Source organism: Micromonospora sp. CPCC 205558 (assembly GCF_036902955.1).
GTDB lineage: Bacteria > Actinomycetota > Actinomycetes > Mycobacteriales > Micromonosporaceae > Micromonospora.
In genome coordinates, this window is sequence record NZ_JBAKHR010000030.1 from 38,139 (window position 1) to 62,966 (window position 24,828).

General features: G+C 72.0%; 22 protein-coding genes and 2 pseudogenes. 15 read left to right on the forward strand and 9 right to left on the reverse strand.

The window, feature by feature from the left end; all coding sequences use genetic code 11:
* Positions 1-10: 10 nt before the first annotated feature.
* From lepB to V6U86_RS27260, 4 genes are read left to right on the forward strand one after another with little or no spacing between them, the layout of a single operon-like run.
* Positions 11-646 carry a signal peptidase I gene (lepB, locus tag V6U86_RS27245; RefSeq protein ID WP_334508039.1) on the forward strand — a complete coding sequence of 212 codons (636 nt, stop codon included), beginning with the start codon at positions 11-13 and terminating at the stop codon, positions 644-646.
* A 53-nt stretch (positions 647-699) separates the two neighbouring features.
* A complete protein-coding gene (locus tag V6U86_RS27250) occupies positions 700-1,233 on the forward strand; it encodes an NUDIX hydrolase (RefSeq protein ID WP_334508129.1) in 534 nt (177 codons plus the stop codon).
* A complete protein-coding gene (locus V6U86_RS27255; protein WP_334508042.1) occupies positions 1,227-2,039 on the forward strand; it encodes a ribonuclease HII in 813 nt (270 codons plus the stop codon). The genes V6U86_RS27250 and V6U86_RS27255 overlap by 7 nt, the downstream gene beginning before the upstream one ends.
* The gene (locus V6U86_RS27260; protein WP_130408160.1) at positions 2,036-2,359 is read left to right on the forward strand and encodes a DUF2469 domain-containing protein; all 324 of its coding nucleotides are present in this window, start codon (positions 2,036-2,038) and stop codon (positions 2,357-2,359) included. Before V6U86_RS27255 ends, V6U86_RS27260 begins: the two co-directional genes overlap by 4 nt.
* Before the next feature lie 61 nt (positions 2,360-2,420).
* Here V6U86_RS27260 and V6U86_RS27265 read toward each other — a convergent pair whose 3' ends face one another.
* Positions 2,421-3,563: a sulfite oxidase gene (locus V6U86_RS27265; protein WP_334508046.1), complete on the reverse strand. Its 1,143-nt coding sequence runs from the start codon at positions 3,561-3,563 to the stop codon at positions 2,421-2,423.
* 148 nt (positions 3,564-3,711) lie between these two features.
* On the opposite strand from V6U86_RS27265, the gene V6U86_RS27270 reads away from it, so the two are divergent.
* Positions 3,712-4,158 (forward strand): DUF4240 domain-containing protein, encoded by a 447-nt coding sequence (locus tag V6U86_RS27270; protein WP_334508048.1) that lies wholly within the window; start codon positions 3,712-3,714, stop codon positions 4,156-4,158.
* 129 nt (positions 4,159-4,287) lie between these two features.
* Positions 4,288-4,869 (forward strand): annotated as a pseudogene (locus V6U86_RS27275) (murein hydrolase activator EnvC family protein); the annotation flags it as partial.
* A 63-nt stretch (positions 4,870-4,932) separates the two neighbouring features.
* Here V6U86_RS27275 and V6U86_RS27280 read toward each other — a convergent pair.
* From V6U86_RS27280 to V6U86_RS27300, 5 genes are all read right to left on the reverse strand, one after another.
* The gene (locus V6U86_RS27280) at positions 4,933-6,114 is read right to left on the reverse strand and encodes an aminotransferase class V-fold PLP-dependent enzyme (RefSeq protein ID WP_334508050.1); all 1,182 of its coding nucleotides are present in this window, start codon (positions 6,112-6,114) and stop codon (positions 4,933-4,935) included.
* A 45-nt stretch (positions 6,115-6,159) separates the two neighbouring features.
* Complete coding sequence (locus V6U86_RS27285; RefSeq protein WP_334508052.1) at positions 6,160-7,185, reverse strand: tyrosine recombinase XerC; 1,026 nt, start codon at positions 7,183-7,185, stop codon at positions 6,160-6,162.
* Positions 7,186-7,965: 780 nt separating this feature from the next.
* On the reverse strand, positions 7,966-9,186 hold the full coding sequence (gene dprA / locus V6U86_RS27290) for a DNA-processing protein DprA (RefSeq protein ID WP_334508054.1): 1,221 nt from the start codon (positions 9,184-9,186) through the stop codon (positions 7,966-7,968).
* Positions 9,183-10,703 (reverse strand): YifB family Mg chelatase-like AAA ATPase, encoded by a 1,521-nt coding sequence (locus V6U86_RS27295; protein WP_334508056.1) that lies wholly within the window; start codon positions 10,701-10,703, stop codon positions 9,183-9,185. Before V6U86_RS27295 ends, dprA begins: the two co-directional genes overlap by 4 nt.
* 30 nt (positions 10,704-10,733) lie before the next feature.
* A complete protein-coding gene (locus V6U86_RS27300) occupies positions 10,734-11,093 on the reverse strand; it encodes a YraN family protein (protein ID WP_334508059.1) in 360 nt (119 codons plus the stop codon).
* Between the two features lie 219 nt (positions 11,094-11,312).
* On the opposite strand from V6U86_RS27300, the pseudogene V6U86_RS27305 reads away from it, so the two are divergent.
* The 5 genes and pseudogenes from V6U86_RS27305 to frr all read left to right on the forward strand — a co-directional run bounded on the left by V6U86_RS27305 (position 11,313) and on the right by frr (position 16,233).
* Positions 11,313-12,408, forward strand: a pseudogene (locus V6U86_RS27305) (hypothetical protein).
* A gap of 382 nt (positions 12,409-12,790) precedes the next feature.
* Positions 12,791-13,699, forward strand: a complete 909-nt coding sequence (rpsB, locus tag V6U86_RS27310) for a 30S ribosomal protein S2 (RefSeq protein WP_334508061.1) — start codon at positions 12,791-12,793, stop codon at positions 13,697-13,699.
* A 134-nt stretch (positions 13,700-13,833) separates the two neighbouring features.
* Positions 13,834-14,664: a translation elongation factor Ts gene (tsf, locus tag V6U86_RS27315; protein WP_334508063.1), complete on the forward strand. Its 831-nt coding sequence runs from the start codon at positions 13,834-13,836 to the stop codon at positions 14,662-14,664.
* Between the two features lie 161 nt (positions 14,665-14,825).
* On the forward strand, positions 14,826-15,593 hold the full coding sequence (pyrH, locus tag V6U86_RS27320; protein ID WP_030335195.1) for a UMP kinase: 768 nt from the start codon (positions 14,826-14,828) through the stop codon (positions 15,591-15,593).
* 82 nt (positions 15,594-15,675) lie between these two features.
* A complete protein-coding gene (gene frr / locus V6U86_RS27325) occupies positions 15,676-16,233 on the forward strand; it encodes a ribosome recycling factor (RefSeq protein ID WP_334508070.1) in 558 nt (185 codons plus the stop codon).
* 52 nt (positions 16,234-16,285) lie between these two features.
* Here the strand turns inward: frr and V6U86_RS27330 are convergent, their stop codons facing one another.
* Complete coding sequence (locus V6U86_RS27330) at positions 16,286-16,729, reverse strand: hypothetical protein (RefSeq protein ID WP_334508072.1); 444 nt, start codon at positions 16,727-16,729, stop codon at positions 16,286-16,288.
* Between the two features lie 381 nt (positions 16,730-17,110).
* Here V6U86_RS27330 and V6U86_RS27335 point away from each other — a divergent pair, with 381 nt between their 5' ends.
* The 3 genes from V6U86_RS27335 (at position 17,111) to V6U86_RS27345 (ending at position 20,962) form a co-directional block, all read left to right on the forward strand.
* Positions 17,111-18,493 (forward strand): phosphatidate cytidylyltransferase, encoded by a 1,383-nt coding sequence (locus V6U86_RS27335; protein ID WP_334508074.1) that lies wholly within the window; start codon positions 17,111-17,113, stop codon positions 18,491-18,493.
* Positions 18,494-18,597: 104 nt separating this feature from the next.
* On the forward strand, positions 18,598-19,755 hold the full coding sequence (gene rlmN / locus V6U86_RS27340; protein ID WP_334508076.1) for a 23S rRNA (adenine(2503)-C(2))-methyltransferase RlmN: 1,158 nt from the start codon (positions 18,598-18,600) through the stop codon (positions 19,753-19,755).
* Positions 19,756-19,786: 31 nt separating this feature from the next.
* Complete coding sequence (locus tag V6U86_RS27345; protein WP_334508078.1) at positions 19,787-20,962, forward strand: DivIVA domain-containing protein; 1,176 nt, start codon at positions 19,787-19,789, stop codon at positions 20,960-20,962.
* A gap of 84 nt (positions 20,963-21,046) precedes the next feature.
* Here V6U86_RS27345 and V6U86_RS27350 read toward each other — a convergent pair whose 3' ends face one another.
* Complete coding sequence (locus tag V6U86_RS27350) at positions 21,047-21,268, reverse strand: DUF2631 domain-containing protein (protein ID WP_130408195.1); 222 nt, start codon at positions 21,266-21,268, stop codon at positions 21,047-21,049.
* 198 nt (positions 21,269-21,466) lie between these two features.
* On the opposite strand from V6U86_RS27350, the gene V6U86_RS27355 reads away from it, so the two are divergent.
* Positions 21,467-23,047, forward strand: a complete 1,581-nt coding sequence (locus V6U86_RS27355; RefSeq protein WP_334508081.1) for a Rieske 2Fe-2S domain-containing protein — start codon at positions 21,467-21,469, stop codon at positions 23,045-23,047.
* 154 nt (positions 23,048-23,201) lie between these two features.
* Here the strand turns inward: V6U86_RS27355 and V6U86_RS27360 are convergent, their stop codons facing one another.
* Positions 23,202-24,794: a phytoene desaturase family protein gene (locus tag V6U86_RS27360; protein WP_334508083.1), complete on the reverse strand. Its 1,593-nt coding sequence runs from the start codon at positions 24,792-24,794 to the stop codon at positions 23,202-23,204.
* Between the last annotated feature and the right edge of the window lie 34 nt (positions 24,795-24,828).

A 24,828-nucleotide genomic window follows, 5' to 3' on the forward strand; every position in this document is an offset into this window, starting at 1 on the left:
GCTCCTTGGCGTGATTGACGAGCAGACCGACAAGCCGCGCAGCTCCTTCTGGAAGGAGCTGCCGATCCTGCTGGGTGTGGCGATCCTGGTTGCGGTGCTGGTCCGCGCCTTCGTGCTGCAGACCTTCTTCATCCCCTCCCCGTCCATGGAAAACACCCTCAAGATCGATGACCGGGTGCTGGTCAACAAGCTGGTCTATGACTTCCGATCACCGCACCGCGGCGAGGTGATCGTGTTCAAGGCTCCGACCGCGTGGAGCGGCAACCCCGACGGTGAGGACTTCATCAAGCGGGTGATCGGCATTCCCGGCGACCACGTGGTCTGCTGTGACCCGCAGGAACGGTTGATGATCAACGGCAAGTCGCTGGACGAGCCGTACATCTTCTCCATGGACGGGATTCGCGACAAGCCCGCCGACCAGGAGTTCGACATCACCGTGCCGGAGGGCCGGCTGTGGGTGATGGGCGACCACCGCTCGGCCTCCGGCGACTCGCTGGAGCACTGGCAGCAGTCCCAGCAGGACATCATGGAGGCCACCATCCCCGAGGACGACGTGGTCGGGCGGGCGTTCACCGTCTTCTGGCCGGTCAACCGGGCCACCTTGCTGAGCGTGCCCGACGGGTTCGACGGCATTCCCAAGCCGTAGGCCGACGGGGCGTGGGCGATCCGTCGTCGGTCTGGCAGGCTGGTGCGGTGACCGTGAGCGCGAGGAGTGAGCTTGCGAGCCCCGCAGGCACGAACAGTGGCGACCGCGCCTACACCCCTCGACGTGCGGCCCGCGTGCTGCTCGTCGACGCGGCTGGCCGGGTCCTGCTGTTCGAGGGCTTCGACCCGGCCCGACCCGGGCACCGATACTGGTTCACTCCGGGCGGCGGCCTCGATCCGCTGGAGTCCCCGGCGGTGGGCGCGGCCCGGGAGTTGGCCGAGGAGACCGGCCTGCAGCTCGACCCGGCCGAGTTGGGCGAGTCGGTCTGGTCCGACGCGACCGAGTTCTCCTTCGACGGCGTCTGGTACCGCCAGGAGCAGGACTTCTTCCTCTTCCGGGTGGAGTCCTGGCAGGTGGACACCACGGGTTTCAACGACATTGAGCGGCGCAGCATCGCCGACCACCGCTGGTGGCTGCCGGACGAGTTGGCGGCCAGCGGCGACCGGTTCTACCCGCCGGAGCTACCCGCTCTGCTGACCCGGCTGGGGCAGTCCGCCACCGCCGACGAGGGCGAGGCGTCGTGCTGACCCCGCCGCGCACCGTGGTGCGCCGCGAGGCAGGCCTGTACGCCCTGGAGCGGGCGTTGCAGCGGCGGGGCTTCCGGCACGTCGCCGGTGCCGACGAGGCGGGCCGGGGCGCGTGCGCCGGTCCGCTGGTCGCCGCCGCGGCGGTGCTGCCCGAGGGGCGGCGCGGCGAGATCGAAGGGCTGGCCGACTCGAAGCTGCTCACTCCGGCCAGCCGGGAGCGGGTGTACGCGGAGGTCGTGGACCGCGCCCTGGCGTACGCCGTGGTGGTCATCCCGGCCGAGGAGGTCGACGCCCGGGGCCTGCACGTGTGCAACCTGGCCGCGATGCGCCGGGCGCTCGCCTCGCTCACCACCCGCCCGGAGTACGTGCTGACCGACGGCTTCGGCGTGGACGGCCTGGGCGTGCCCGGGCTCGCGGTGTGGAAGGGCGACCGGGTGGCCGCGTGCGTGGCGGCGGCCAGTGTGCTCGCCAAGGTCACCCGGGACCGGCTCATGGTGGAACTGGACGGGGTGTTCCCGGCGTACGGCTTCGCCGAGCACAAGGGCTACATCACACCGGAGCACAGCGCGGCGCTGCGGGAGCACGGACCGTGCCGTGAGCACCGGTTCTCGTACGTCAATGTCGCCGCTGTCTCCGGCCGCGACGGCCGGCCGCCGCGCGCCCGTCGGCCCAGCGGCCACGGCCCGGATGAGCCGATGGAGCGTTTGCGGGCGTCAGGGGGTACCGTCGGCGTGGCGTTGGGCGAGCCGCCTCGGCCTCCGACGCCGGTGGGGGAAGATGTGGCCATGGAAGGCGGAGTGCGATGAGCGCGGAAGATCTCGAGAAGTACGAGACCGAGATGGAGCTGCAGCTCTACCGGGAGTACCGCGACATTGTCCGCCAATTCTCCTATGTGGTGGAGACGGAACGCCGGTTCTACCTGGCCAACCAGGTCGACCTGCACGTGCGCAACTCCGAAGGTGAGGTCTACTTCGAGGTGGAGATGCACGACGCCTGGGTGTGGGACATGTACCGTCCTGCCCGCTTCGTAAAGAACGTCCGGGTGATGACCTTCAAGGACGTCAACGTCGAGGAGCTGGAGAAGCCCGACATCTCCCTGCCCGCCGACTCCGGCTTCGGCGGCTGAACGCACCCAGCCGCCCGGCCGTGCCACGGGCCCCCACCCGTGGCGTGCCACCCGCCGCCGGTCACTCCGCCGGCACCACGACCTCGACCCGCTGCGCCATGTTGTTGGCGAAGCCGCCACGGTTCCACTGTTGCTCGACCGGCTGGGTCCGCCCGGACGCGTCGGTCGCCCGCGCGGCGAGCACATACCGGCCGGGGGTGGCGACCCACTCGTACCGCCAGCGCCGCCAGGCGAAATCCCCCGCGTCCGTCGGGTCCAGCTCAGCAGGCGCCCAGCTCTGCCCGCCATCGGTGGTCACCTCCACGGCGACCACCGGCGCGTGCCCCGACCAGGCCCGCCCATCCAGGGTGCACGAGCCAGGCCGCAGCACCCGACGGCGGGACATGAAATCAGGGAACCCGGGCGGACGGACCAGTGCACGCGGCTCGATCCGGGTGACCGGCACGCCCGGGTCGTCGGCGTCGCGGCGCACCCGGTAGGCCACCGCGTTCTGGTACCCCTCGAACGGCTCGGTCCGCAGCTCGATGGAGTGCACCCACTTCACGTGCGCCATGCCGTACCAGCCCGGCACGATCAGCCGCAGCGGCGCACCGTGCTGCGGCAGCAGGGGAGCGCCGTTCATCTCGTACGCCAGCAGCACCTCCTCGCGCAGCGCGTCGGCGACCGGAAGCGCCCGCTGGTAGTCCTGCTCGACCCCGCGCTCCACGCCGTGATCGGCGCCGGTGAAGACCACGTCCACCGCGCCCGGGTCGATGCCCGCCTCCCGCAGCAGCGGGGCCAGGGGGGTGCCGGTCCACTCGGCGTTGCCGACCGCCTCGACCAGCCACGGCTGGCTGACCGGCCGGGGGTGCAGCAGGGCCCGCCCGTTGCCGGCGCACTCCAACGTCACCTGCTGGGTGACCCGGGGCCGTTCGTGCAGGTCGGCGAGGGTCACCGTCAGCGGCCGGTCCACCGCCCCGCCGATGGTCAGCGTGTGCGTCGCCGGGTCGAGCGCCGGAATGTCGTAGTGGATCAGCAGGTAGTGCAGCCCGGCCGGGGTCACGTCGTAGCGCAGCGCCTCCAGCGGGATGCCGTGGTTGCGGGCCGCGAGCTGCAACTCCTCGGCGCTGATCGCCTCGTCCGGCTCCGCGAGCCGGGACGGGCCGCTGACGTCGGCCACCGTCGGTCCATTGGAGGACAGCGTGTGGTCATCGAGAGTGGTCATGCGGGCCTCCCCGGTACAGACGGCGGCACCCGCCGCACGCGGCCCAGCCTAGGCCCTGGGTGGCGGCCCGAAAACGTCCACCGCAGGTACGGCGGCGTGCGGTCAGTGGGCTGGTACCGGCTGATCCGAGCGATCATTGAGGGTTGTGATGATTGCGGATGAGGAATTCTGGCGGCTCGTCGCGGTGCTGGGCGGCCGGCCCGAGATTCAGGACGACGGGCCGTACGAGCGGTTGACCGCGATGCTGGCCGAAGAGCCGGTGGAGCGGATCATCGGCTTCGCCGAGACGCTCGCGTACACGCTCTACCAACTGGACCGTCGGGTGCTCGCTCAGGCGGTCTTTCCCGGTGCCGACCGACTGTCCGATGACGGTTTTTTGTACGCCCGTTGCGCGGTGGTGGTGGCCGGACCGGCGGCGTTCGCCGCCGTGCTGGCCGATCCGGCGGCGTTCGCGCGGTTCACCACCGTGGAGGCCGCCCACGCCGACTCGATCCTCGACGTCCCCTCTAACGCCTACCAGAAGGCGACCGGGCGGGAGTGGGAGCACGTCGAGGAGTACGACTACGAGACCGGGTCCAACGACCAGTGGTGGTGACCTGGCCGTCAGGCGGCGGGCATAGCAGATCATCGAGGGCGTTGGGTGGTCGTCCACAGCACCTCCGGTTGTCCACAGGACGGTCGGCCGGGCTGGCAGACGACGCGGCCCCGGCTGGAGGCTGCCGTCATGCGCCCGCCACCCGCCCGTTCGATCCGCCGTACCGTGCTGCTCTGCACCGCGCTCCCGCTCGCCCTGACCGTCCAGCTCTGCGGGCTGGCGGTGCTGGCCGCTGCGGTGCCCGGCCAACCACCGACGCCGGCCGTGCCGGTCGCGGCGGCCCTCGCGTCCGCCCCAGACTCAGCCGGGCGGTTCCGCTGGCCGGTCGACGGGCCACCCCGCCCGGTGCGCCGGTTCGACCCGCCACCCCGACCATGGTTGCCTGGCCATCGCGGCGTCGACCTGGCCGCCCCGGCCGGAGCGGTGGTCCGCAGCGCCGGGCCGGGCACCGTGCTCTTCGCCGGCCTGGTGGCCGGTCGACCGGTGGTCACCGTGGGGCACGCCGACGGGCTGCGGACCACCCACGAACCGGTCCAACCCGGCGTCCGCCCCGGTCAGCCGGTCACCGCCGGCGCGCCGCTGGGCGAACTGCTGCCCGGCCACCCGGGTTGCCCGACCGAGGCGTGCCTGCACTGGGGGCTACGCCGGGGCGAGGAGTACCTCGACCCGCTGGCCCTGCTCGGCCTCGGCCCGGTGCGGCTGCTCCCGGTCGTCCGGTCCCGGCGGTCTGGTTCCGGTTGTCCGACCCTGGTCGCCGGGCCCCGGGCGGTCCGGTCAGCGCTGGGCGAGCAGTGCGGGCAGCCGGGCGGCCAGCCGCTCGTACTCGTCGGCGGCGTTGTAGACCTGGCCGGTGAGGCGCAGCCACCCCCGGCCGTTCCAGCTCATCACCGCCACCTCGGCGGCGAGCCGCTCGCCGATCCGGGTCTGCAACGCCCGAGCGGCGTCGATCGTGGTGGCCGTGCCGGGCGACAACGGGATGAGACGCAGCGCCACCCCCGGTCCGCCGGGGTCGGGCAGGTCAACGGGGGCCACCCCCAGCGCGCTCCCCACCACCCGCTGGCCGTACGCGGCCAGCGCGGCGTTGTGCGCCCGCACCCGGTCGACGCCGAGACTGCGCATCGTGAACAGGCCCGCCGGGGCGGCCAGCCAGGGCGTGTAGTCGAGGGTCGCCTGCCATTCGAGCCGGGCCGGGAAACCCGACTCCTGCTCCCAGGACACCACCAGGGGCTCGATCCGGTCCCGCCACTGCGGTGCCACCGCCAACAGGGCGGTCCCGCGCGGGGCGTACGCCCACTTGTGCAGGTTGCCCACCCAGAAGTCAGCGCCGATGCTCGCCACCGTGGTGGGCAGCATGCCCGGGGCGTGTGCGGCGTCCACCAGGACCGGCACGCCGAGTTCGTGGGCCACCCCCACGATGGCGGCGGCCGGGAAGAGCTTGGCGGTCGCCGAGGTGAGCTGGTCAACGACGAGAAGCCGGGTCCGCCCGGGGCGCAGGGCGGCCCGGATGCTCTGCACGATCTCCTCGTCGCTGGCGGCCAGGGGGATCGGCAGCACCCGGCTGACCGCCCCGGTACGGCGGCACTCACGCTGGATGGCCAGGCTCACCGCCCCGTAGCCGTGGTCGGTGCTCAGCACCTCGTCGCCGGCCCGCAGGCCCACCGACTGGAGCACCACGGCGACGCCGGTGGTGGTGTTGCCCACCAGGGCGCTGCCGTCCGGGTCGGCGCCCAGGAACGCGGCGAGGTGCCGGCGGGTGTGCGCTATCCGGTCGACCAGCCCCTGGGTGAAGAAGCGCAGCGGGTTCGCCTCCATCTCGTCGCGCAGCCGCTGCTGGGCGCGCTGCACGCCGATCGGCACCGCGCCGAACGAGCCGTGGTTGAGGTGGCTGACCGCCGGGTCCAGGGAGAAGAGCAGGCGGGCGCCCGGGATCGGCTCAGGGGGCTGCGGGACGCTCACGCGATGATCGTAACCGCCGTGCTCGGGCCCCCTCCCGGTCCTTGGTCAGGCGCGCGGGTGCGCCTGCCGGTACGCGGCGCGCAGCCGCTCGACCGAGACGTGCGTGTAGATCTGGGTGCTCGCCAGCGACGAGTGACCGAGCAGCTCCTGCACGGCGCGCAGGTCGGCGCCACCTTCCAGCAGGTGGGTGGCCGCGGAGTGGCGTAGGTCGTGCGGGCTGGTCCGGGGCAGCCCGGCGGTCTCGGCGTACGCGCCGACGATCTGACGCGCGGTCGTCGGGTTGAGCCGACCACCCCGGGCACCCAGCAGCAGCGCGTCGCCGGAGTGGGCGGCCACCATCTCCGGGCGGCCCCGGCGCAGCCAGTCGTCCAACGCCCGCTGGGCGGGCACCCCGTACGGCACCGAGCGCTCCCGGCCGCCCTTGCCGAACACCCGGATCACCCGCCGGCCGGGGTCGACGTCGCCGACGTCCAACCCGCACACCTCGCTGACCCGTACGCCGGTGGCGTAGAGCAGCTCCAGCAGCACCCGGTCCCGCAGCGGCACCGCCTCACCCTCTGTCGTCGCGCCCGAGGTCGGCCCGGCAGCTGCGTCGGTGCGCTCTGCGGTCGTGCGCTCCGGCGGGCTGGCGGGCGGTGCCTGCCGGGTCGGTGCCTCGACCAGTGCCGCGGCCTGGTCCGCGCGCAGCACGGTGGGCAACTCCCGGTGGGCGCGGGGGCTGGCCAGCGCGGCACCCACGTCGGCGGGGAGCAGCCCGGCACGGTGCGCCCAGGCGCTGAACGCCCGCGCCGACGCGGCCCTGCGGGCCAACGACGTGCGGGCCGCACCCGTGGTGCGCTGCCGTGCCAGCCAACTGCGCAACACCGACAGGTCCAGCTCGGCCAGGTCGGCGCAGCCCATCCGGACGGCATGGTCGAGCAGCGAGACGATGTCGGTGACATAGGCGCGGACGGTGTGCGCCGACCGGTTACGGACCCGCGACAGGTGCTCGGCGAAGTCGTCGACCGCATCGCGCAGCGCGGGCGGCAGCGCCTGGTGCATGGCCCGGGTGCCCCGGTCGGGCCGGCTCATCGTGGCCGCGCCCGCGTGCCGGCCGACTCCTCGGCCCCGGCACCCTCACTGACAGCTGGCACGGCATCAGCCTACGGCCGGTCGGGGTACGCCACCGGACCCGACGGCGCCGGGTGGTCGACCCGACTTATCGGCGGTTGCTCCGCTTGCTCAGGACCACGAGCAGGCCGACGACGAGCGCGGCGGTCACGACGAGACAGCAGAGCACGCTGATGTGCCACGGCTTGATTGCACCCATGGCCGGGCACGGTACCGGTTGTGCCGGCTGGCCGAGGTCCCGAGTACGCGGGTGAGTCGGGTATCCATCACGGTCGGTCGGCGGTGACGCATCCGCTCACGTACCCAGCAGAGCGGGCGTCTGCGCCGCCGCACGCGTGGATGGGGCGAGGGCGTACCCGTCGTCGCGACGGACCACCTGGACAGCTCCTCCAACAGCGATTTCGCATGCAGAACTGGCATCAGATGCTGTGGCTAGAGCAACGCCTCGATCTGCTGTTGGCCCACCATCTGTCCTGGGCATTCAATCTCAGCGGCGACGACCTGGACGAGCTGCATATCCTCGACTTCGGAAGGCTGTCGTTCAATTCGTCGTGCATCACCCCTTCGAAGGTTCGTCGAACGTCCCTGACGTTGCCGGTCAGGTTGTGGAGGTGCTCCCATGGGTACAGCCTGTCGAGCGAGGCTCTTGTGACCACAGCGCCGTACCTAGTCGCTCGGCGGCATGCGTCACCTCCTCGCTCGAAAACATGCGACCCAGCCGGCGGGCTGTGTCGCTCCCGCTCACGTACCCGGCAGACCGGGCATCTCCGCTGCCGCACGTGTGGAGGCGGCGGGTGGCGGGGTGAGGGCGTACCCGTCGTCGCGACGGACCACCATGGACAACTCCTCCAGCAGCGACAGCTTGCGCAGCGCGGTCCGTACGTCGACACCGGCGCGGGCGGAGAGCCGGTCCACGCCCATCGCGCCTCGGCGGGGCAGCGCCTCCAGCAGCGACCGCGCGTCGTCGTCGAGCGCGTCGGTGGCCCGCTGCGGTCCGCGCGCCAGTGGGGCCAGGTCCGCGCCGATCCGCCCCACCTCCTCCAGCACGTGCGCCACCCCGGTGACCAGCCGGGCCTTGTCGGGGAACTCGCGCAGGAACTCGTGTGCGCCGACGGACATCGCCGAGGTCACCGGCCCCGGCACCACCATGACCACCCGATTGGCGTGGATGGCCCGCCGCGCGGTCTGCGTCGCGCCGCTGCGCGCCGACGCCTCCACCACGACGGTGCCCCGGGTGCCCACGGCGATCACCCGGTTGCGGATCAGGAACCGCGGCCGCAGTGGCTCCGCGCCGGGGGGCCACTCGCTGACCAGCAGTCCCGTCTCGGCGATCCGGTCGAACAGCGCGGCGTTGCCCATCGGGTACGGACGGTCGAGCCCGCAGGCAAGCACAGCGACGGTCAGACCGCCGGCGGTGAGGGCGCCTCGGTGGGCGGCGGCGTCGATGCCGAACGCGCCACCGGACACGACAGTCCAGTCCCGCTCGGCCAACCCGTACCCCAGCTCGGTCGCGACGTGCTGCCCGTAACCGGTGGCGGCCCGTGCCCCCACCACGGCCACCGAACGGTCCAGGGCCTCGCCGAGCGGCCAGCTTCCGCGGACCCAGAAGCAGAGCGGCGGGGCGGTCTCGCCGTCCACCCGGCGGCTGACGTCCGGCAGACGCAACGCGGACAGGCTGGCGACCTGGGCCGGCCACTCCTCGTCGTCCGGCGTGACCAGCCGGGCACCCAGTCGATCCGCCCGCTCCAGCGCCTCCGCCGCCACCGCCCGCGCGTCGCCGGCCGCCGAGCGTGCGGCGATCGTGGTGTGCAACCACCCGTCCGGGCTGCCACCGTCGAGCAGCAGGTCCAGGGTGGCCACCGGGCCGTGCCGTTCGACCAGGCGGTGCACAGCGCGGGTGCCCGGCTCCGCCAACCAGGTCAACGCGACCCGGGCCAGCCTGCGTTCCTCCTCGGCGCTCACGCCGCCTCCCCCGTCCGTAGTTGCAGTGCTTCCCGGACGTCGTCCTGATCTGGACGGTCACGGCCGTCCAGATCAGCGATGGTCCAGGCCATCCGGATCACCCGGTCGAAGCCGCGCGCCGACAGCGAGCCGGAGTCGAGCCGGCCACGCAGCTCGGCGGTGACCCGGGCTGGCAGTCGCCACGGTGGTCGGCGCAGGTGCGGGCCCTCGACCTCGGCGTTGAGCCGCCGGCCGAGGTCGGCCCAGCGGGCGGCCGCCGACTGCCGGGCCGCCGCCACCCGGGCGGCGACCGTCGCCGAGGGCTCGACATCGCCGTCGGTCGCCATCAGCTCGGCCGCCCGTACCGGCATGAGCCGCACCTGGACGTCGATCCGGTCGAGCAGCGGACCGGAGAGTTTGCCCAGGTAGCGGCGGCGGACCAGCGGCGAACACTCGCAGTGCGCATCGCCGGCCGGCTGGGCGCACGGACACGGGTTGGCCGCCAGCACCAGCTGGGTGCGCGCCGGGTAGACGGTGCCGCCCCCGCTGCGGCTCAGCTGGATCTGGCCATGTTCCAGCGGTTGGCGCAGCGCTTCCAGCGCACCCTTGCTGAATTCGGGAGCCTCATCCAGAAAGAGCACCCCGCGATGTGCCAGCGACACCGCGCCGGGCCGGGCCAGACCCGAGCCGCCGCCGACCAGCGACGGCACTGTCGCGGTGTGGTGCGGTGCCTGGAACGGCGGGCGACGCAGCAACCGACCGCCCGGCGGTAACAGCCCGGCGACCGAGTGCAGCGCGGTGACCTCCAGCGCCGCGTCGTCGTCCAGCTCGGGCAGGATCGACGGCAAGCGTTCGGCGAGCATCGTCTTGCCGGTGCCCGGGGGGCCGAGCAGCGCCACGTGGTGCCCACCGGCCGCGGCGACCTCCAGGGCACGCCGACCCAGCTGCTGCCCGGCGACCTCGGCGAGATCCGGCCCACCGACCACCGGTGCCGGGATGTCCGCCGGTGGCTCGATCAGCGGGGTCCCGTCCCGGACGAAGGCGACCAGCCGGTGCAGGGTGTCCACCGCGCGCACCCGTACCCCCGGGATGACGGCGGCCTCGGCGGCGTTGCCGACCGGGACGATCACCCGCGCGACGCCGGCCTGGGCTGCGGCGGCGACCATCGGGAGTACGCCGCGGACCGGCCGGACCGTCCCGTCGAGCCCCAGCTCGCCGAGGACCACCACCCCCTCCAGGGGAAGCAGCGGCAGCTCGCCCGAGCCGCCCAGCAGCGCTGCGGCGATGGCAAGATCGAATGCCGAGCCGAATTTCGGCAGGGTGGCGGGGAGCAGGTTGAGGGTGATCCGCCGGTTGGGCCAGCGCTGGCCGGAGTTGACCACGGCGGCGCGGACCCGGTCGCGGGCCTCGTGCAGGGCGGTGTCCGGTAGACCGGAGATCACCACCGCCGGCAGCCCGGCGGCCAGGTCGGCCTCCACCTCGACGAGGTGGCCGGTCACCCCGACCAGCCCCACGCAGAGCACCTTCGCGTAGCTCACGGCGCGTCACCGATCCTCCGGGCGCCCATGTCAGAACGCGCCCTTGAGATGGTCGACCTGCGCCGACCCCGCGTCGGGCAGCCGCACCGACAGCACGTCGAAGCGCACCTCTTCGGCGGTCGTACCGGTCTCGGTCAGCCACCGCGCGGCGAGCCCTCGCAGCCGGCGGGCCTTGGCCGGGACGACCGCCTCGGCCGGGGTGCCGAAACCCTCACCCCGGCGGGTCTTCACCTCGCAGAAGGCGAGCACGGGCCCGTCCCACGCGATGATGTCGATCTCCCCGGCCGGGCAGCGCCAGTTTCGGGCGATCGGGCGCAGCCCCGCCTCGGTCAGGTACCGGGCCGCGCACCGCTCGCCGTACGCGCCAACCGCCTGGTTCCGCTTCGTCATGGCCGGCACGGTGCCCGCCGGAGGGCGTCCGCCGCGACCCGGCGGCGGCCCAGCTGTGGACAACGGGTGTGCTGTGGACAATCAGACGATCATGCCCATCTGTGCTAGGCCCGGTTCTTACGAAACGAACCGTGGCGGCGTCGCCGACCGACTTTTCACAACCGATGAGGATTCGTGCCCTGCGGCACGGGTGGTCGGCGCGCGGCCGGCCGGGCTGAAATGGCGCGGGCGTGGCCGGTCGCATACGGTGCCTGGCGTGGACGGACGACGGAGCTTTCCGGAAGATCAGGAGTCACGCTGGTACCCCGACGAGCGGGGTCGCGGTTACGGCGAGTCGGAGTGGCGCGGCGCGGGTGAACCCCGGTACCGGGACAGCGAGATTCCCGAGCAGCGTGGCACCCAGGACGCCCGCTCCGTCGAGGACACCGGTGTCGGTCGCCGCCGGGAGCCGGACTCGGGACGCTTCGGCGCGGTGGACGCGAGCCGCTTCGGCGGTACGCCGGAGTCGGACCCGGGTCGCCTGAACGCGGTGGACCAGGGTCGTTTCGGTGCCCCGGAACGGGACTCGGGACGCTTCCCGGCGGTGGACGCCCAGTCCGGGCGTTTCGGGGCGAGCGAGAACGACTCCGGTCGCTTCGGCGCGGTGGACCCCCTCGGTGACGACCGGCCGGAGACCGACGGATACCGGGTGACCCGTTCGCGCAGGGCGGACCGGGACCCTTCGGAGATCTCCGGTGAGCTGCCCGGTCGTCGGGCCGCCCGGGAGCCGGCCGTCGAGACCCCCCTGGCGAGCGCCGGGTCGGAGGTCGCCCGCGACACCACCTCGCCGGGCGACGTGCTCGCCGGCCAGGCTCGTCCTGCACCGCTCGCCGGGTACCCGATCGTCGAGCCGACCCGGGGTGGCGGCGACCTGCCGCATCCGCTGGAGATGCCGACCGGCCCGATGCCGGGGATCGGCCCCCGCCCCGACCTGCCCGCAGGCGAGCCGCCGCTGTACCCGCCGGCCCCCGACGGCGTCTATCGGACCCGTCGACCGGTGCTGGCCGTACTCTTCGCCCTGCTGGTGTTGATCTTCGAGGTCCCCGCGCTGCGGGTGCTGCTGGCCGGCGTGACCGGCGACCCGGTGGACGCCGGGAACGTGGTGGTGGGCATCGCCCTGGTCGCCGGACTGCCGATCTTCGCGACCGGGCTTTACGGGCTACGAACCGGAGGTCTGGCGCTGGCCGACAACGGTCGGGGGTGGCTCCGGCCGCCGACGGCGTACCTGACCGTCGGTCTGGTGCTCTTCGTGGCCGCCGCGCTCGCCGCCGGCTGACCCGTCCCTGCCCCGCCGCCGGCTGACGGCTCGCGTGCGGCCAGAGACGCACAACAACCAGGAAATAGTGGCCTCTGACGACGCGGAGGCCACTATTTCCAGGAACCAGCGCGATCTTCCCGCAACTCGGGCGATCGGGCGGGAGCGCGGAGCGGCCCTCGCACGCACCCCGGGGCGGCCGAACGGGTGAAGGGCGTACACTGGCCAACTGGCGACCGCCTCGTGCGGTCGACCTCGCGCGCCCTCTTCACGAATCGTCGTGGAGCGACGGCCTCCCTGGTCCCGATCTTGATCGGGCCCACCATGGGCCGGCGACCAGGCGCCAGGACGCCCGGCCACCGGCCGGGCGTGACAACCAGGGACCTTGAGGAGTACCCCAACCATGGCCGTCGTGACCATGCGTCAGCTGCTGGAGAGCGGTGTCCACTTCGGGCACCAGACCCGGCGCTGGAACCCGAAGATGAAGCGCTTCATCATGACCGAGCGCAACGGCATCTACATCATCGACCTGCGCCAGACCCTCGAGTACATCGAGAAGGCGTACGAGTTCGTGCGTGGGACCGTCGCCGAGGGTGGCAGCATCCTGTTCGTCGGCACCAAGAAGCAGGCCCAGGAGGCGATTGCCGAGCAGGCGACCCGGGTCGGCCAGCCGTACGTCAACCACCGCTGGCTCGGTGGCATGCTGACCAACTTCCAGACCGTGTACAAGCGGCTCCAGCGGATGAAGGAGCTGGAGGGCCTGGGTGACCTCAGCGGCACCGCCGCCGGTTACACCAAGAAGGAGACCCTGCAGCTCTCCCGCGAGAAGATCAAGCTGACCCGCACCCTCGGTGGTCTGCGGGACATGCAGAAGCTCCCCGCCGCGGTGTGGATCGTCGACACCAAGAAGGAGCACATCGCTGTCGACGAGGCCCGCAAGCTGGGCATCCCGGTGATCGCGGTGCTGGACACCAACTGCGACCCGGACGAGGTCGACTTCCCGATCCCGGGTAACGACGACGCGATCCGCTCGGCCGAGCTGCTGACCAAGGTCGTCGCCGCCGCCGTCGCGGATGGTCTGATCGCGCGTTCCGGCCGTCGCCGGGGCAACGACGAGAAGCCCGAGGGTGTCGCGAGCGACGAGCCGCTGACCGAGTGGGAGCGCGAGCTGCTCGAGCCGAAGAAGGCCGACGAGTCGGCCGCCCCGGCTGAGCCGGCCGCTGCCGCCGCTGCCGCCGCCGAGCAGCCCGCCAGCCCGGAGCAGCCGGCGCAGGCCGCCACCGAGCAGCCGGCGACCGCCACCGCGGAGTGATCGCACCGTCGCTGTCCCGCCGTCCGTTTTCGCGAACGGCGGGCAGCGACGGTACGCCGGGCACGATCCGCCCGGATCCGGGTAACCGGCACCTCTGACCATCCACACGCCGTCTCAACACCGAAGAGAGAGCCATGTCCCAAATCACCGCCGCGGACGTCAAGAAGCTCCGCGACCTCACCGGCGCCGGCATGATGGACAGCAAGAAGGCGCTGACCGAGGCCGAGGGCGACTTCGACAAGGCCGTCGAGATCCTGCGCGTCAAGGGCGCCAAGGACGTCGGCAAGCGGGCCGGCCGCACGGCCGCGAACGGCCTGGTCGCCCACTCCGGCAAGTCGCTGCTCGAGCTGAACTGCGAGACCGACTTCGTCGCCAAGACCGACTCGTTCATCGCGCTGGCCCAGCAGCTGGTCGAGCACGGTGACCGCTCCGGTGTGAACTCCGCCGAGGAGCTGCTCGCCAGCGAGCTCGACGGCAAGGTCGTCGCGGACCTGATCCAGGAGCAGTCCGCCAAGATCGGCGAGAAGCTGGTGCTCAACCGGTTCGCCCGGGTCGAGGGCGGCACCATCGCTGTCTACCTGCACCGCAAGGCCCAGGACCTGCCGCCGGCCGTCGGCGTGCTGGTGTCGTACACCGGCAAGACCGACGAGGCCGGCGACGCCGACGCCCGTGGTGTGGCCATGCAGATCGCCGCGATGCGGCCGAAGTACCTCACCCGGGACGAGGTTCCGGCTGAGGTCGTCGAGTCCGAGCGGCGCATCGCCGAGCAGACCGCCCGCGAGGAGAACAAGCCCGAGGCGGCCCTGCCGAAGATCATCGAGGGTCGGGTGAACTCCTTCTTCAAGGACTTCGTCCTGATCGAGCAGTCGTCGGTGGCCGACAACAAGAAGTCGGTGAAGCAGCTGCTGGCCGAGGCCGGCATCGAGGTCACCCGCTTCGTGCGGTTCGAGGTCGGCCAGGCCTGAGCCGCCACCGGGCGCCACGCGCGCCCGTGGGCAGAAGACGTCAACGAGGAGGCCGCCGGTGTACGTGACAGGCACCGCGGCCTCCTCGTCACATAGGGTCGGCAGCGGCAGGTTCGCGGTACGCGCCGCACGGGGCGTGCGCGTGGGGAAGGGCGGGGCGGATGACGCAGGTTGTGAGTGACCGGACGCTGGAGCTGGACGATCCGACGGCACCGCCGCCGGGGCGCGCCCGCCGGGTGGTGCTGAAGCTCTCCGGTGAGGTCTTCGGTGGCGGCGCGATCGGCGTCGACCCGGACGTCGTCCAGGCCATCGCCCGGCAGATCGCCACCGTGGTTCGCCGCGGCGTGCAGGTCTCCGTGGTGGTCGGCGGCGGCAACTTCTTCCGCGGCGCGGAGCTGCAGAAGCGTGGGATGGACCGGGCCCGCGCCGACTACATGGGCATGCTCGGCACCGTGATGAACTGCCTCGCCCTCCAGGACTTCCTGGAGAAGGAGGGCATCGAGACCCGGGTGCAGAGCGCCATCACGATGGCACAGGTCGCCGAGCCGTACATCCCGCTGCGGGCCATCCGGCACCTGGAGAAGGGCCGCGTGGTCATCTTCGGCGCCGGCGCCGGGATGCCGTACTTCTCCACCGACACGGTTGCCGCCCAGCGGGCGCTGGAGATCCGGGCCGACGTGGTGCTGATGAGCAAGAACGGCGTGGACGGCGTCTACACCGCCGACCCGAGGATCGACCCCACCGCCAGCAAGCTCGACTCGATCACCTTCTCCGAGGTGCTGCGCCGCAACCTGCGGGTGGCCGACGCGGCGGCGTTCAGCCTCTGCATGGAGAACGGCCTGCCGATGCTGGTCTTTGGCGCGCAGGGTGACGACACCATCATCCGCGCGGTGGGTGGCGACAAGATCGGCACCCTGATCACCGCCTGAGTCCCGCCGATGGCGACGACAGCAGCGGTCTGACGACTTTCAGCAGAGCCCACGACGAGCACAGAAGGAGGCGAGGAGACCGGTGATCGACGACACCCTCCTCGAGGCCGAGGAGAAGATGGAGCGTGCGGTTGAGCACGCCAAGGAGGAGTTCGGCGCCATCCGTACCGGTCGCGCCAACGCCGCCATGTTCTCGAAGGTCATCATCGACTACTACGGCACGCCCACGCCGCTGACGCAGATGGCGTCCATCGCGGTGCCCGAGCCGCGGATGGCCATCATCAAGCCGTACGACAACTCGCAGCTCAACGCGATGGAAAAGGCGATCCGCGACTCGGACCTCGGGGTGAACCCGAACAACGAGGGCAACCAGCTGCGCATCCTGCTCCCGCAGATGACCGAGGAACGCCGCCGCGACATGATCAAGGTGGCTCGGCACAAGGGCGAGGAGGCCAAGGTGGCGATCCGCAACGTCCGCCGCCGTGGCAAGGAGGAGCTGGACCGGATCGTCAAGGACGGCGAGGCCGGCGAGGACGACGGTCGCCGCGCCGAGAAGGAACTCGACGACCTCACCCAGCGCTACGTGGCCAGCATCGACGACCTGGTGAAGCACAAGGAAACCGAGCTGCTCGAGGTGTGACGCCTGCTCCGAGGCCCGTTCCCGACGTCGGGAACGGGCCTCGTGCCGTCGGTCAGCAGGGAATCCAGACGGTCCTGGTGCGCTCGGCGAACTGCTCGCCGGTGTCAGCGTCACGCAGCGAGAAGTGGGCGGTTGCCCGGCCGGGGTGCAGCGCCGGAGCGATGCGGGCGAACGCCATCGAGAGTTCGACGGTGCCGCCGTCACAGACGATCTCGCCGGCGCCGCGTCCCCCGGTGGCCCAGAGGGTCGGCAGGCCGTCCTGCACCAGCGACGCCGACATGAGGACGAAGCCGGCCGGGCAGTTGCGGGCGGTGGCGGTGACCGACGTGGCCGGGTACGTCACGCCCGGCTCGCCGGCGGGCGGCTCGAACGGGAACAGCTCGCTGGCGTGGCGGTCGATGGTGATCCGGGTCTGTGTCGTGGTGGCGGCGGCCGGTGACGCCGCTGCCAGGACCATGGCGGCCACGGTCAGCACCGCGAGACCGAACTTGTACATGTGAGTGCCCTTCCCCCGTTCGGACGCGCCGGCGGGCGCCGGCGCCCCACCAGCGGACCACGCCCGCGGTGGCGGCTCAGTAGTCGATCGAGCACCGGACGAGTCGTATTGACGGCTGCGGATTGTCTGTGGCCTGCCGTACCGGACGGGTGTGCGTCGCTGGCCGCGGCCCAGCGGCGAGGGGTGGCGTCGGTCGGCGTGCCTCGTCCGCCGTGCCGGTCCGGTGTGTGCAGTAGGCTCGGCAGGATTCCCGGCCACCGGGTGGTGAACACCGGGGATCGACCGACCGTCGGGGCGGTCAATCGGAGGAACATCGCACGTGTAGGGGATGCTTGTGGTCTTGCGTCATGTGGTGGTTCTCGTGCCGCGTCGCGGTGCGTGATGTCCCACCCCGACCCCTACGGCAGCGAGCCTCGCGGCTGGGACCGACCGGAGCGCCAGGTGGCGCTGCCCTGGCCGGACCAGGAGCTGGAGGCCGGCCAGTGGAGCCGCCGCCCGGCCGCCGGCCCTGAGCTGTACGCCGACCCGCACGCCCGGCCGTACGCCGACCCGCACCCGGCGGACCCGTACGACGAGCGTGGCCGGCCGGACGACCGCTTCGACGACCGCGACCGGCACGACCGCTTCGACGGCCGCGACCGGCACGTGGACGACCGCAACCAGCCCGACCGGTACGACGACCGGGTTCGTGGCGACCGGTACCAGGACCGACCTCCCGCCGCTGGCGACGCGCCGCCCCGTTACGACGGCCCGGACCGTGGGCGCTTCGACGAGCCGAGCCGTGTCGACGGCCCTCCCGCCCGTTTCGACGACCCGGGGTACCCGACCGAGCAGCTGGAGCCCGTCCGGGCCGAGGTGGCGCCGGACGAGGCCCCGACGACCGGTCGACGGCCGAAGGGGCGACGGCGGGCCAGCCTCGACCGGCCGGCCACCCAGCAGGTGGGCACCGGGCGGGCCGGGCGCAACCTTCCCGCGGCGATCGGGGTCGGGCTCGGCCTCGGCGCGCTGATCGTGGTGCCGCTGCTCGTCTACCCGTTGGCGTTCCTGCCGGTGATCGCCGCCGCGGTCGCCATCGGCAGTTGGGAGATGGCCCGCGCGGTCCGGCGCAGCGGCGCGCATCCGCCGCTGGTGCCGCTGATCGCCGGTGGCGTGCTGACCGTGGGGCTGGCTTGGTTCGCCGGCCCGGACGCGCTCAGCCTGGGGCTGCTGGTCACGGTGCTGGGCACCATGATCTGGCGGTTGGGTGACGGGCCGGCCGGCTTCCAGCGGGATCTCACCGCGGCCACCCTGATCGCCGTCTACGTGCCGTTCCTCGCCGGTTTCGCAGCGTTGCTGGCGGCGGCCCCCGAGGATGGGCATCTGCGCATCCTGGCCACCCTGATCGGGGTGGTCCTCTCCGACACCGGTGGGTACGCGGCCGGGGTTTCCTTCGGCAAACACCCGATGGCCCCGTCGATCAGCCCGAAGAAGTCCTGGGAGGGCTTCGCCGGCTCGGTTACCGCTGCGGCCCTGGGCAGCGCGTTGCTGCTGTGGCTGATGTTCGAGGTGGCCCCCTGGTGGGGTGCGCTGTTCGGGGTGGCCGTCTCCTGCGCGGCCGTCCTCGGCGACCTGGCCGAGTCGATGATCAAGCGGGATCTCGGAGTGAAGGACATGAGTAACCTGCTGCCCGGCCACGGCGGTCTGATGGACCGACTGGATTCGATCCTGTTCGCGGTGCCGACGGCCTACCTGCTGTTGGCGGTTCTCGTGCCGGTGGTGAGCTGAGGCATGAATCACGGCTACCCGGTCATCCGGCTCCGGCGGTCGCGCCCCGTTCGACACCTCCGGACCGGCACCCGCCGCCGACGGCGTGACACACTGGAGCAGCCATGACGAGCCTGCCCCTGATCCCCGCCATCTCGGTCGCCCCCGCCGCGCGCCGGGCCTCCATGCCCCCTCAGCACCTCGCTGACCTGGACCTGGCCGGCCGCCAGGCGTTGGTTACCGGGTTGGGGGTGCCGGCCTTCCGCGCCAAGCAGATCTCCAACCACTACTTCGGTCGGTTGGTCCGGGACCCGCAGGAGATGACCGATCTGCCCGCGGCGACCCGCGAACGGCTGGCCGACCAGTTGCTGCCGACGTTGCTCACCCCGGTGCGCGAGTTGGCCTGCGACGATGGCGCGACCCGCAAGGCGCTCTGGCGGCTGCACGACGGTGCGCTGGTGGAGAGCGTGCTGATGGGCTACCCGGACCGGGTAACCGTCTGCATCTCCAGCCAGGCGGGGTGCGGCATGGCCTGTCCGTTCTGCGCGACCGGCCAGGCGGGGCTGACCCGCAACCTGTCGACGGCGGAGATCGTCGACCAGGCGGTGTACATGGCCGGGGTGGCCGCCTCCGGTGTGGTCGCGGGTTCACCGCCGAGGCTGTCGCGCGTCGTCTTCATGGGCATGGGCGAGCCGCTGGCCAACTACAACCGGGTGATCGCGGCGATCCGTCGGCTGGTCAGCCCGGCTCCGGAGGGGCTCGGCCTGTCCCAACGGCACATCACCGTTTCCACGGTCGGCCTGGTTCCGGCCATCCGCCGACTGGCCAGCGAAGACCTCTCAGTGACCCTTGCGCTGTCGTTGCACGCGCCTGATGATGATCTGCGCGACGAACTCGTGCCGGTAAACCAGCGCTGGAAGGTAGCCGAGGTGCTGGACGCAGCGTGGGACTACGCCGCCCGGACGGGCCGCCGCGTGTCGATCGAGTACGCGATGATCAAGGACGTGAACGACCAGCCGTGGCGAGCCGACCTGCTCGGGCGGCTGCTGGCCGGCAAGTTGGCCCACGTGAACCTCATTCCGCTCAATCCGACGCCGGGCAGCCGCTGGGACGCGAGCCCGAAGCCGGTCGAGCGGGAGTTCGTCCGGCGGTTGCGCGATGCCGGGGTGTCCACGACAGTTCGGGACACCCGGGGCCGCGAGATCGACGGCGCGTGTGGCCAGCTCGCCGCCGCCGAGGACAACGACACCAACACCGACCGCGCCGGAGAGGCACCGGCGTGACCGGGCGTGGCGAACGAGACCAGGAGACATAGTGGCGAGTCAGGGTCAGCGTTTCCGGCGCAAGGCGCTCCGCCGGGGATACAAGGTCGACGAGGTGGATGCCTTCCTCGACCGGGTCGAGGCGACGCTCGACGGCCGTCAGGTCGGAGCCCCGGTGGCCTCCCAGGAGGTTCACGACGTCGTCTTCCGGGTCCGCTTCAACGGCTATGACGAGTGGCAGGTCGACCTGCACCTGGACCGGGTCGAGCGGCAGCTGGCCGAGTTGGAGGAGCGCAACAGCGCCGGGCGCGGTGGCGACCCCCGGATGGGTGACCGGATGGGCCCACCGGACCGGATGGGGCCCCCGATGCGCGATGACCGGGGCATGGTTCCGCAGCCGATGCCGCCCCGGCCGATGCCCGCGCAGGCTGGCCCGCCCTACGGTCGCTACGACGAGCCGACCGGTGCCTTCGCCGGTGGGTACGACGCCCCTCGCGGCGGTGGTTACGACGCGCCACGTGGCCCGGCCGGCCCCCCGATGGGTCCCGGTGGCCCGATGGGCCCCGGTCCGATGGGTGGCCACGGCATGCCGCAGCGCGGCCTGCCCGCCGGCCCCAGTGGGTACGGCCCGGAGGACCAGCGTTCACCCGGTGGGTACGGCCCGGATGATCAGCGCGGTGGGTACGGCCCCGACGACCAGCGCGCGCCCGGCGGTTATCCGCCGCCGCCGGAGGAGCCGCGCTTCGACGGCTTTGAGGCCGGGCGGCACGGTCGCGCCGACATGACGGCCGAGATCCGGATGCCGGAGCGGGACCTGCGCGACATGCGCCGTGGTCCGGCCGGTCCGCCGCCGTTGCCGCAGCAGGGCATGGGTGGTCCGCCGATGGCCGGCCCGCCCGCGGTGGCCGGCCCGCCGATGGCCGGCCCGCCGATGGGTGGCCCGCCCATGGGTGGTCCCCCGATGGCCGGTCCGCCCGGCAGCGACCTGTACCGGGTCGACCAGATCCGCCGTAGCTTCCAGGTGCGCCGGTTCGGCAGCGGGTACGACCCCGACCAGGTGGACCGGTTCTTCGACACGCTGCTCGGTGGCATGCAGCGCCGCAACCCGATGCCGGTCGACCCGAAGGACCTGGACACGCTCCGGTTCGGCCTGGTCCCGGGCGGCTACTTCGAGGCCGAGGTCGACGCCGCGCTCAAGGACGTGCAGGACATTCTCTTCGGGCGCTGACCCCGACGCGTACGGACGAGGGCCCGTCCCCGGGTGGGGGCGGGCCCTCGGCGTTCTCGGCCGGTCGTCCGGCGGTGGGTCGGGTCAGGAGCGCAGCCCGTTGCGCCGCAGCACGATGTCGCCGATCACGATGATCAGCAGCAGCGCGGCCAGGCCGATCAGCCAGATGTCCTCGACCCTGCCCTCGTGGTTGCCGCAGATCATCGCCAGCAGCGCCAGTGCGGACAGCACGGCGCCGATCTGCCCGGCCTTGCGGTGCCCGGGCTTGTGCTGGTCTGGCGACGTTACCGGCTCGCTTCCTGCCACTGTCGGTCCTTCCCTCGCGATCGGATCTTTGGTTAGTCTGGCACGCCTCGTGCGTGACGCGGTGGGGTGGGGGTTTCCTGGCCATCAGGCCCGGCCCGCCTGAGCTGAACGGCACTACCGGCGTCGCGGGGCGGTGGTCAGACTCGCTCCGGTAGCGTTTGGCGTACACCTGATTGTCTGTTTGAGGGGGACTGTGCGGTGCGAGTGACCGGAACCGGGCACGCCAGCATGCGGATCGACACGGCCGCGGGCAGCATCCTGTGCGACCCGTGGGTCAATCCGGCCTACTTCGCGTCGTGGTTCCCGTTTCCTGACAATTCTCTGCTGGACTGGGAGAGTCTGGGTCAGGTCGACTACCTGTACGTCTCCCACCTGCACCGGGACCACTTCGACGCGAAGCACCTGCGGGACTTCGTCTCGAAGGACGCCACGGTCCTGCTCCCCGAGTTCCCCACCTCGGAGATGGAGGACGAGTTCCGGGCGCTGGGCTTCACCAAGTTCCTGAAGGCGCCCAACGAGCAGGTGGTGGAGCTGCCCGACGGCTTGAAGATCATGATTCAGGCGTTGACCAGCCCGACCGACGGGCCGATCGGCGACTCCTCGCTCTGGGTCGAGTACGAGGGGGTGCGGCTGCTCAACCAGAACGACGCCCGCCCCACCGACCTGAGCGTCTTCGCTGAGCTGGGGCACGTGCACGCGCACCTGCTCCAGTTCTCCGGCGCGATCTGGTACCCGATGGTCTACGAACTGCCGCAGGCGGCGAAGACCGCGTTCGGCAAGCAGAAGCGGGACCGCCAGTTCGACCGGACCTGGCGGTACATCGACGACCTGAAGGCGTCGCACGTCTTCCCGATCGCCGGCCCGCCGTGCTTCCTCGACGACGCCCTGTGGCAGTTCAACGACATCCACGGCGACGAGGGCAACATCTTCCCCGACCAGTCCGTCTTCCTGTCGGAGTACGCCAAGGTCGGCGGCACCAACGGGATCGTGCTGCTGCCGGGCAGCGTCGCCGAGGTAACCACCGAGGGCGCGAGCACCACCCACCCGGTGCCGGTGGAGGAGTTCTTCGCGAACAAGGTCGCCCACCTGGAAGAGATGCGGGAGCGCAAGCGCCCGATCATCGAGGCGGAGAAGGCGTCCTGGCGGCACCCCGAGGTGGACGTGCTCGGGGAGATGAAGCGTCGGATCGAGCCGCTGCTCGACGAGTCGATCTACCTGGCCAAGGGGGTCGGCGGCCCGGTCCGTTTCGACCTGGTGGGGTATGACGGCGAGAGCGTCGAGTCGATCGTGGTGGACTTCCCCGGCAAGGAGGTCCGGCCGTACGCGGACGAGAAGGTGCGTTACCGGTTCCGGACCGAGCGGTCGCTGATCGAGCACCTGCTCTTCATCGACGAGGTGGATTGGGTCAACTCGCTCTTCCTGTCCTGCCGGTTCTCGGCGGCCCGGATCGGCCAGTACAACGAGTTCGTCTACGCGTTTTTCAAGTGCCTCTCGGAGGAACGGCTCCAGTACGCCGAGGGCTGGTACGACGAGCACGAGCGCAGCACCGACGCCGAGGACATCACGTTGGGCGACTGGGTGGTGCAGCGCCGCTGCCCGCACCTGAAGGCCGACCTGACCCGCTTCGGCATCGTCGACGGTGACCAGCTCACCTGCCAGCTGCACGGCTGGCGCTTCGACCTCCCCAGCGGCCGCTGCCTGACCAGCGTCGGCCACAAGGTCCGAGCCCACCGGGTAGACGCCGAAACCCCCGCCCCCGCCGGCGAAGCCGTGATCTGACCCCCGGCCCAGCCCGGCCCCAGCCCGGCCCGGCCCCACCCCGGCCCGGCCCTGGCCCGCCCCGGCCTAGTCGATCATGAAGTTATTGCCTGCCCTGACGGCGTGTCGTGGCAATAACTTCATGATCAACCGGGGGTGGGGGGTGGGGGGTGGGTTAGGTTAGGTCGGCGAGGATTCGGCGGGCGGCGTTGTGGCCTGCCGCGCCGATGACGCTGCCGGCCGGGTGGCAGCCGGCGCTGCCGGCGTACACGCCGTCGATGCCGGTGGAGTAGGGCATCCGGTCGGTGAACGAGACGGTGTTGTCGACGTGGTGGATGTGCCCGCCGGTGATGCCGAAGTGCGCCTCGATGCCGGGCGGCGGCAGCGGCACCACGTCGGCGATCAGGTCGGCGGTGCCGGGGGCGTACCGCTCGACGATCCCGATGAGCCGGTCCACGTAGCCGGGCAGCGCCGCGTCCCAGGTCGTGCCGGCCAGCTCGTAGGGGACGGACTGGACGAAGAGCGCCGACGAGTGGTGCCCGGCGGCGTCGGAGAGCGACGGGTCGACGGTGGTGTGCAGGTACCACTCGATTGTGGGCTCCGCCGGCAGTAGCCCGGCCTGCACATCCGCCCACATCGCGCGCAGCGCGGTCATCGGCGAGGTGGCTGCCCCGCCGACCAGCGACGCCGACCCGGGCAGCAGGTGGATGGTCGAGCCGAACGGGCTCGGCGTGCCGTCCGGCAGGCAGGAGAACCGGGGCAGCCCGGTGAGCGCCAGGTTGAGCTTGAGCGTGGTGCCGGGCCGGCGGACCGCCGCCATCCGTTCGCCGAGCCGCGCCGGGAGCGCGCCGTCGGGCAACAGGTCCATCAGCCGGTACGGGTCACACGCGCCGAGCACCACCCGGGCGGCGACCTCCCGACCGTCGGCCAGCACCACTCCGCTCGCCGCGCCGCCGTCCAGGGTCACCGCGTGCACCGGCGTACCGGTCAGGATCGTCACCCCGGCGGCGCGTGCGGCCTCGGCGAACGTCCGCGACACCGTGCCCATCCCACCCTCGGCGATCATCCAGGTGCCGCCGGAGCCGGGCAGTCTGCACATGTTGTGCACGAGGAAGTTGTGCCCGGTGCCGGCGTCGTCCGGGCCGGCGTTGAGGCCGGACAGGCCGTCGGTGACCGCGTACATGCTGACCAGCAGCTCGGAACGGAACTCGAAGCGGGCCAGGTAGTCGGCGACCGACCCCTGCACCAGGTCGACGAAGACCTCACGCAGCGCCGGACGGACGTACCGCTCGGCGGTCTCCTGCACGTTCAGTGGCTCCGCCAGCCAGGCCGGCGCGAGGTCTTCTCGCAGCGCGGCCAGCTCGGCCTGCATGGCGTCGTCGGCGGCCACGTCGGCGGGGGAGAAGAACTCGGCGAGCTGTGCCCGGGTGGCGGCGGTGTCACTGCCGAAGAGCAGGTACGGCGAGCCGAGGCCGCCCGGGGTGGGGAGGAAGTAGTGCGGGTCGCGGCGCAGCACCGGGATCCGCACGTCGAGCGTGGCGAGCAGTTCCGGGGGCATCAGCCCGAGCAGGTACGAGCCGGTGGAGTGGCGCAGCCCCGGCACCTTCGGGAACGGGTTCTCGGTGCGGGTCGCGCCGCCGATCACGTCGGCGGCCTCCAACACGAGGACGTCCAGGCCGGCTCGGGCCAGCAGGACGGCGGAGACCAGACCGTTGTGCCCGGCACCGACGATCACGACGTCGGCCTGAGCCGGAATCTCACCACTCATGCCGCCGCAGCCTAGTCCGCCCTGCCCACCATTC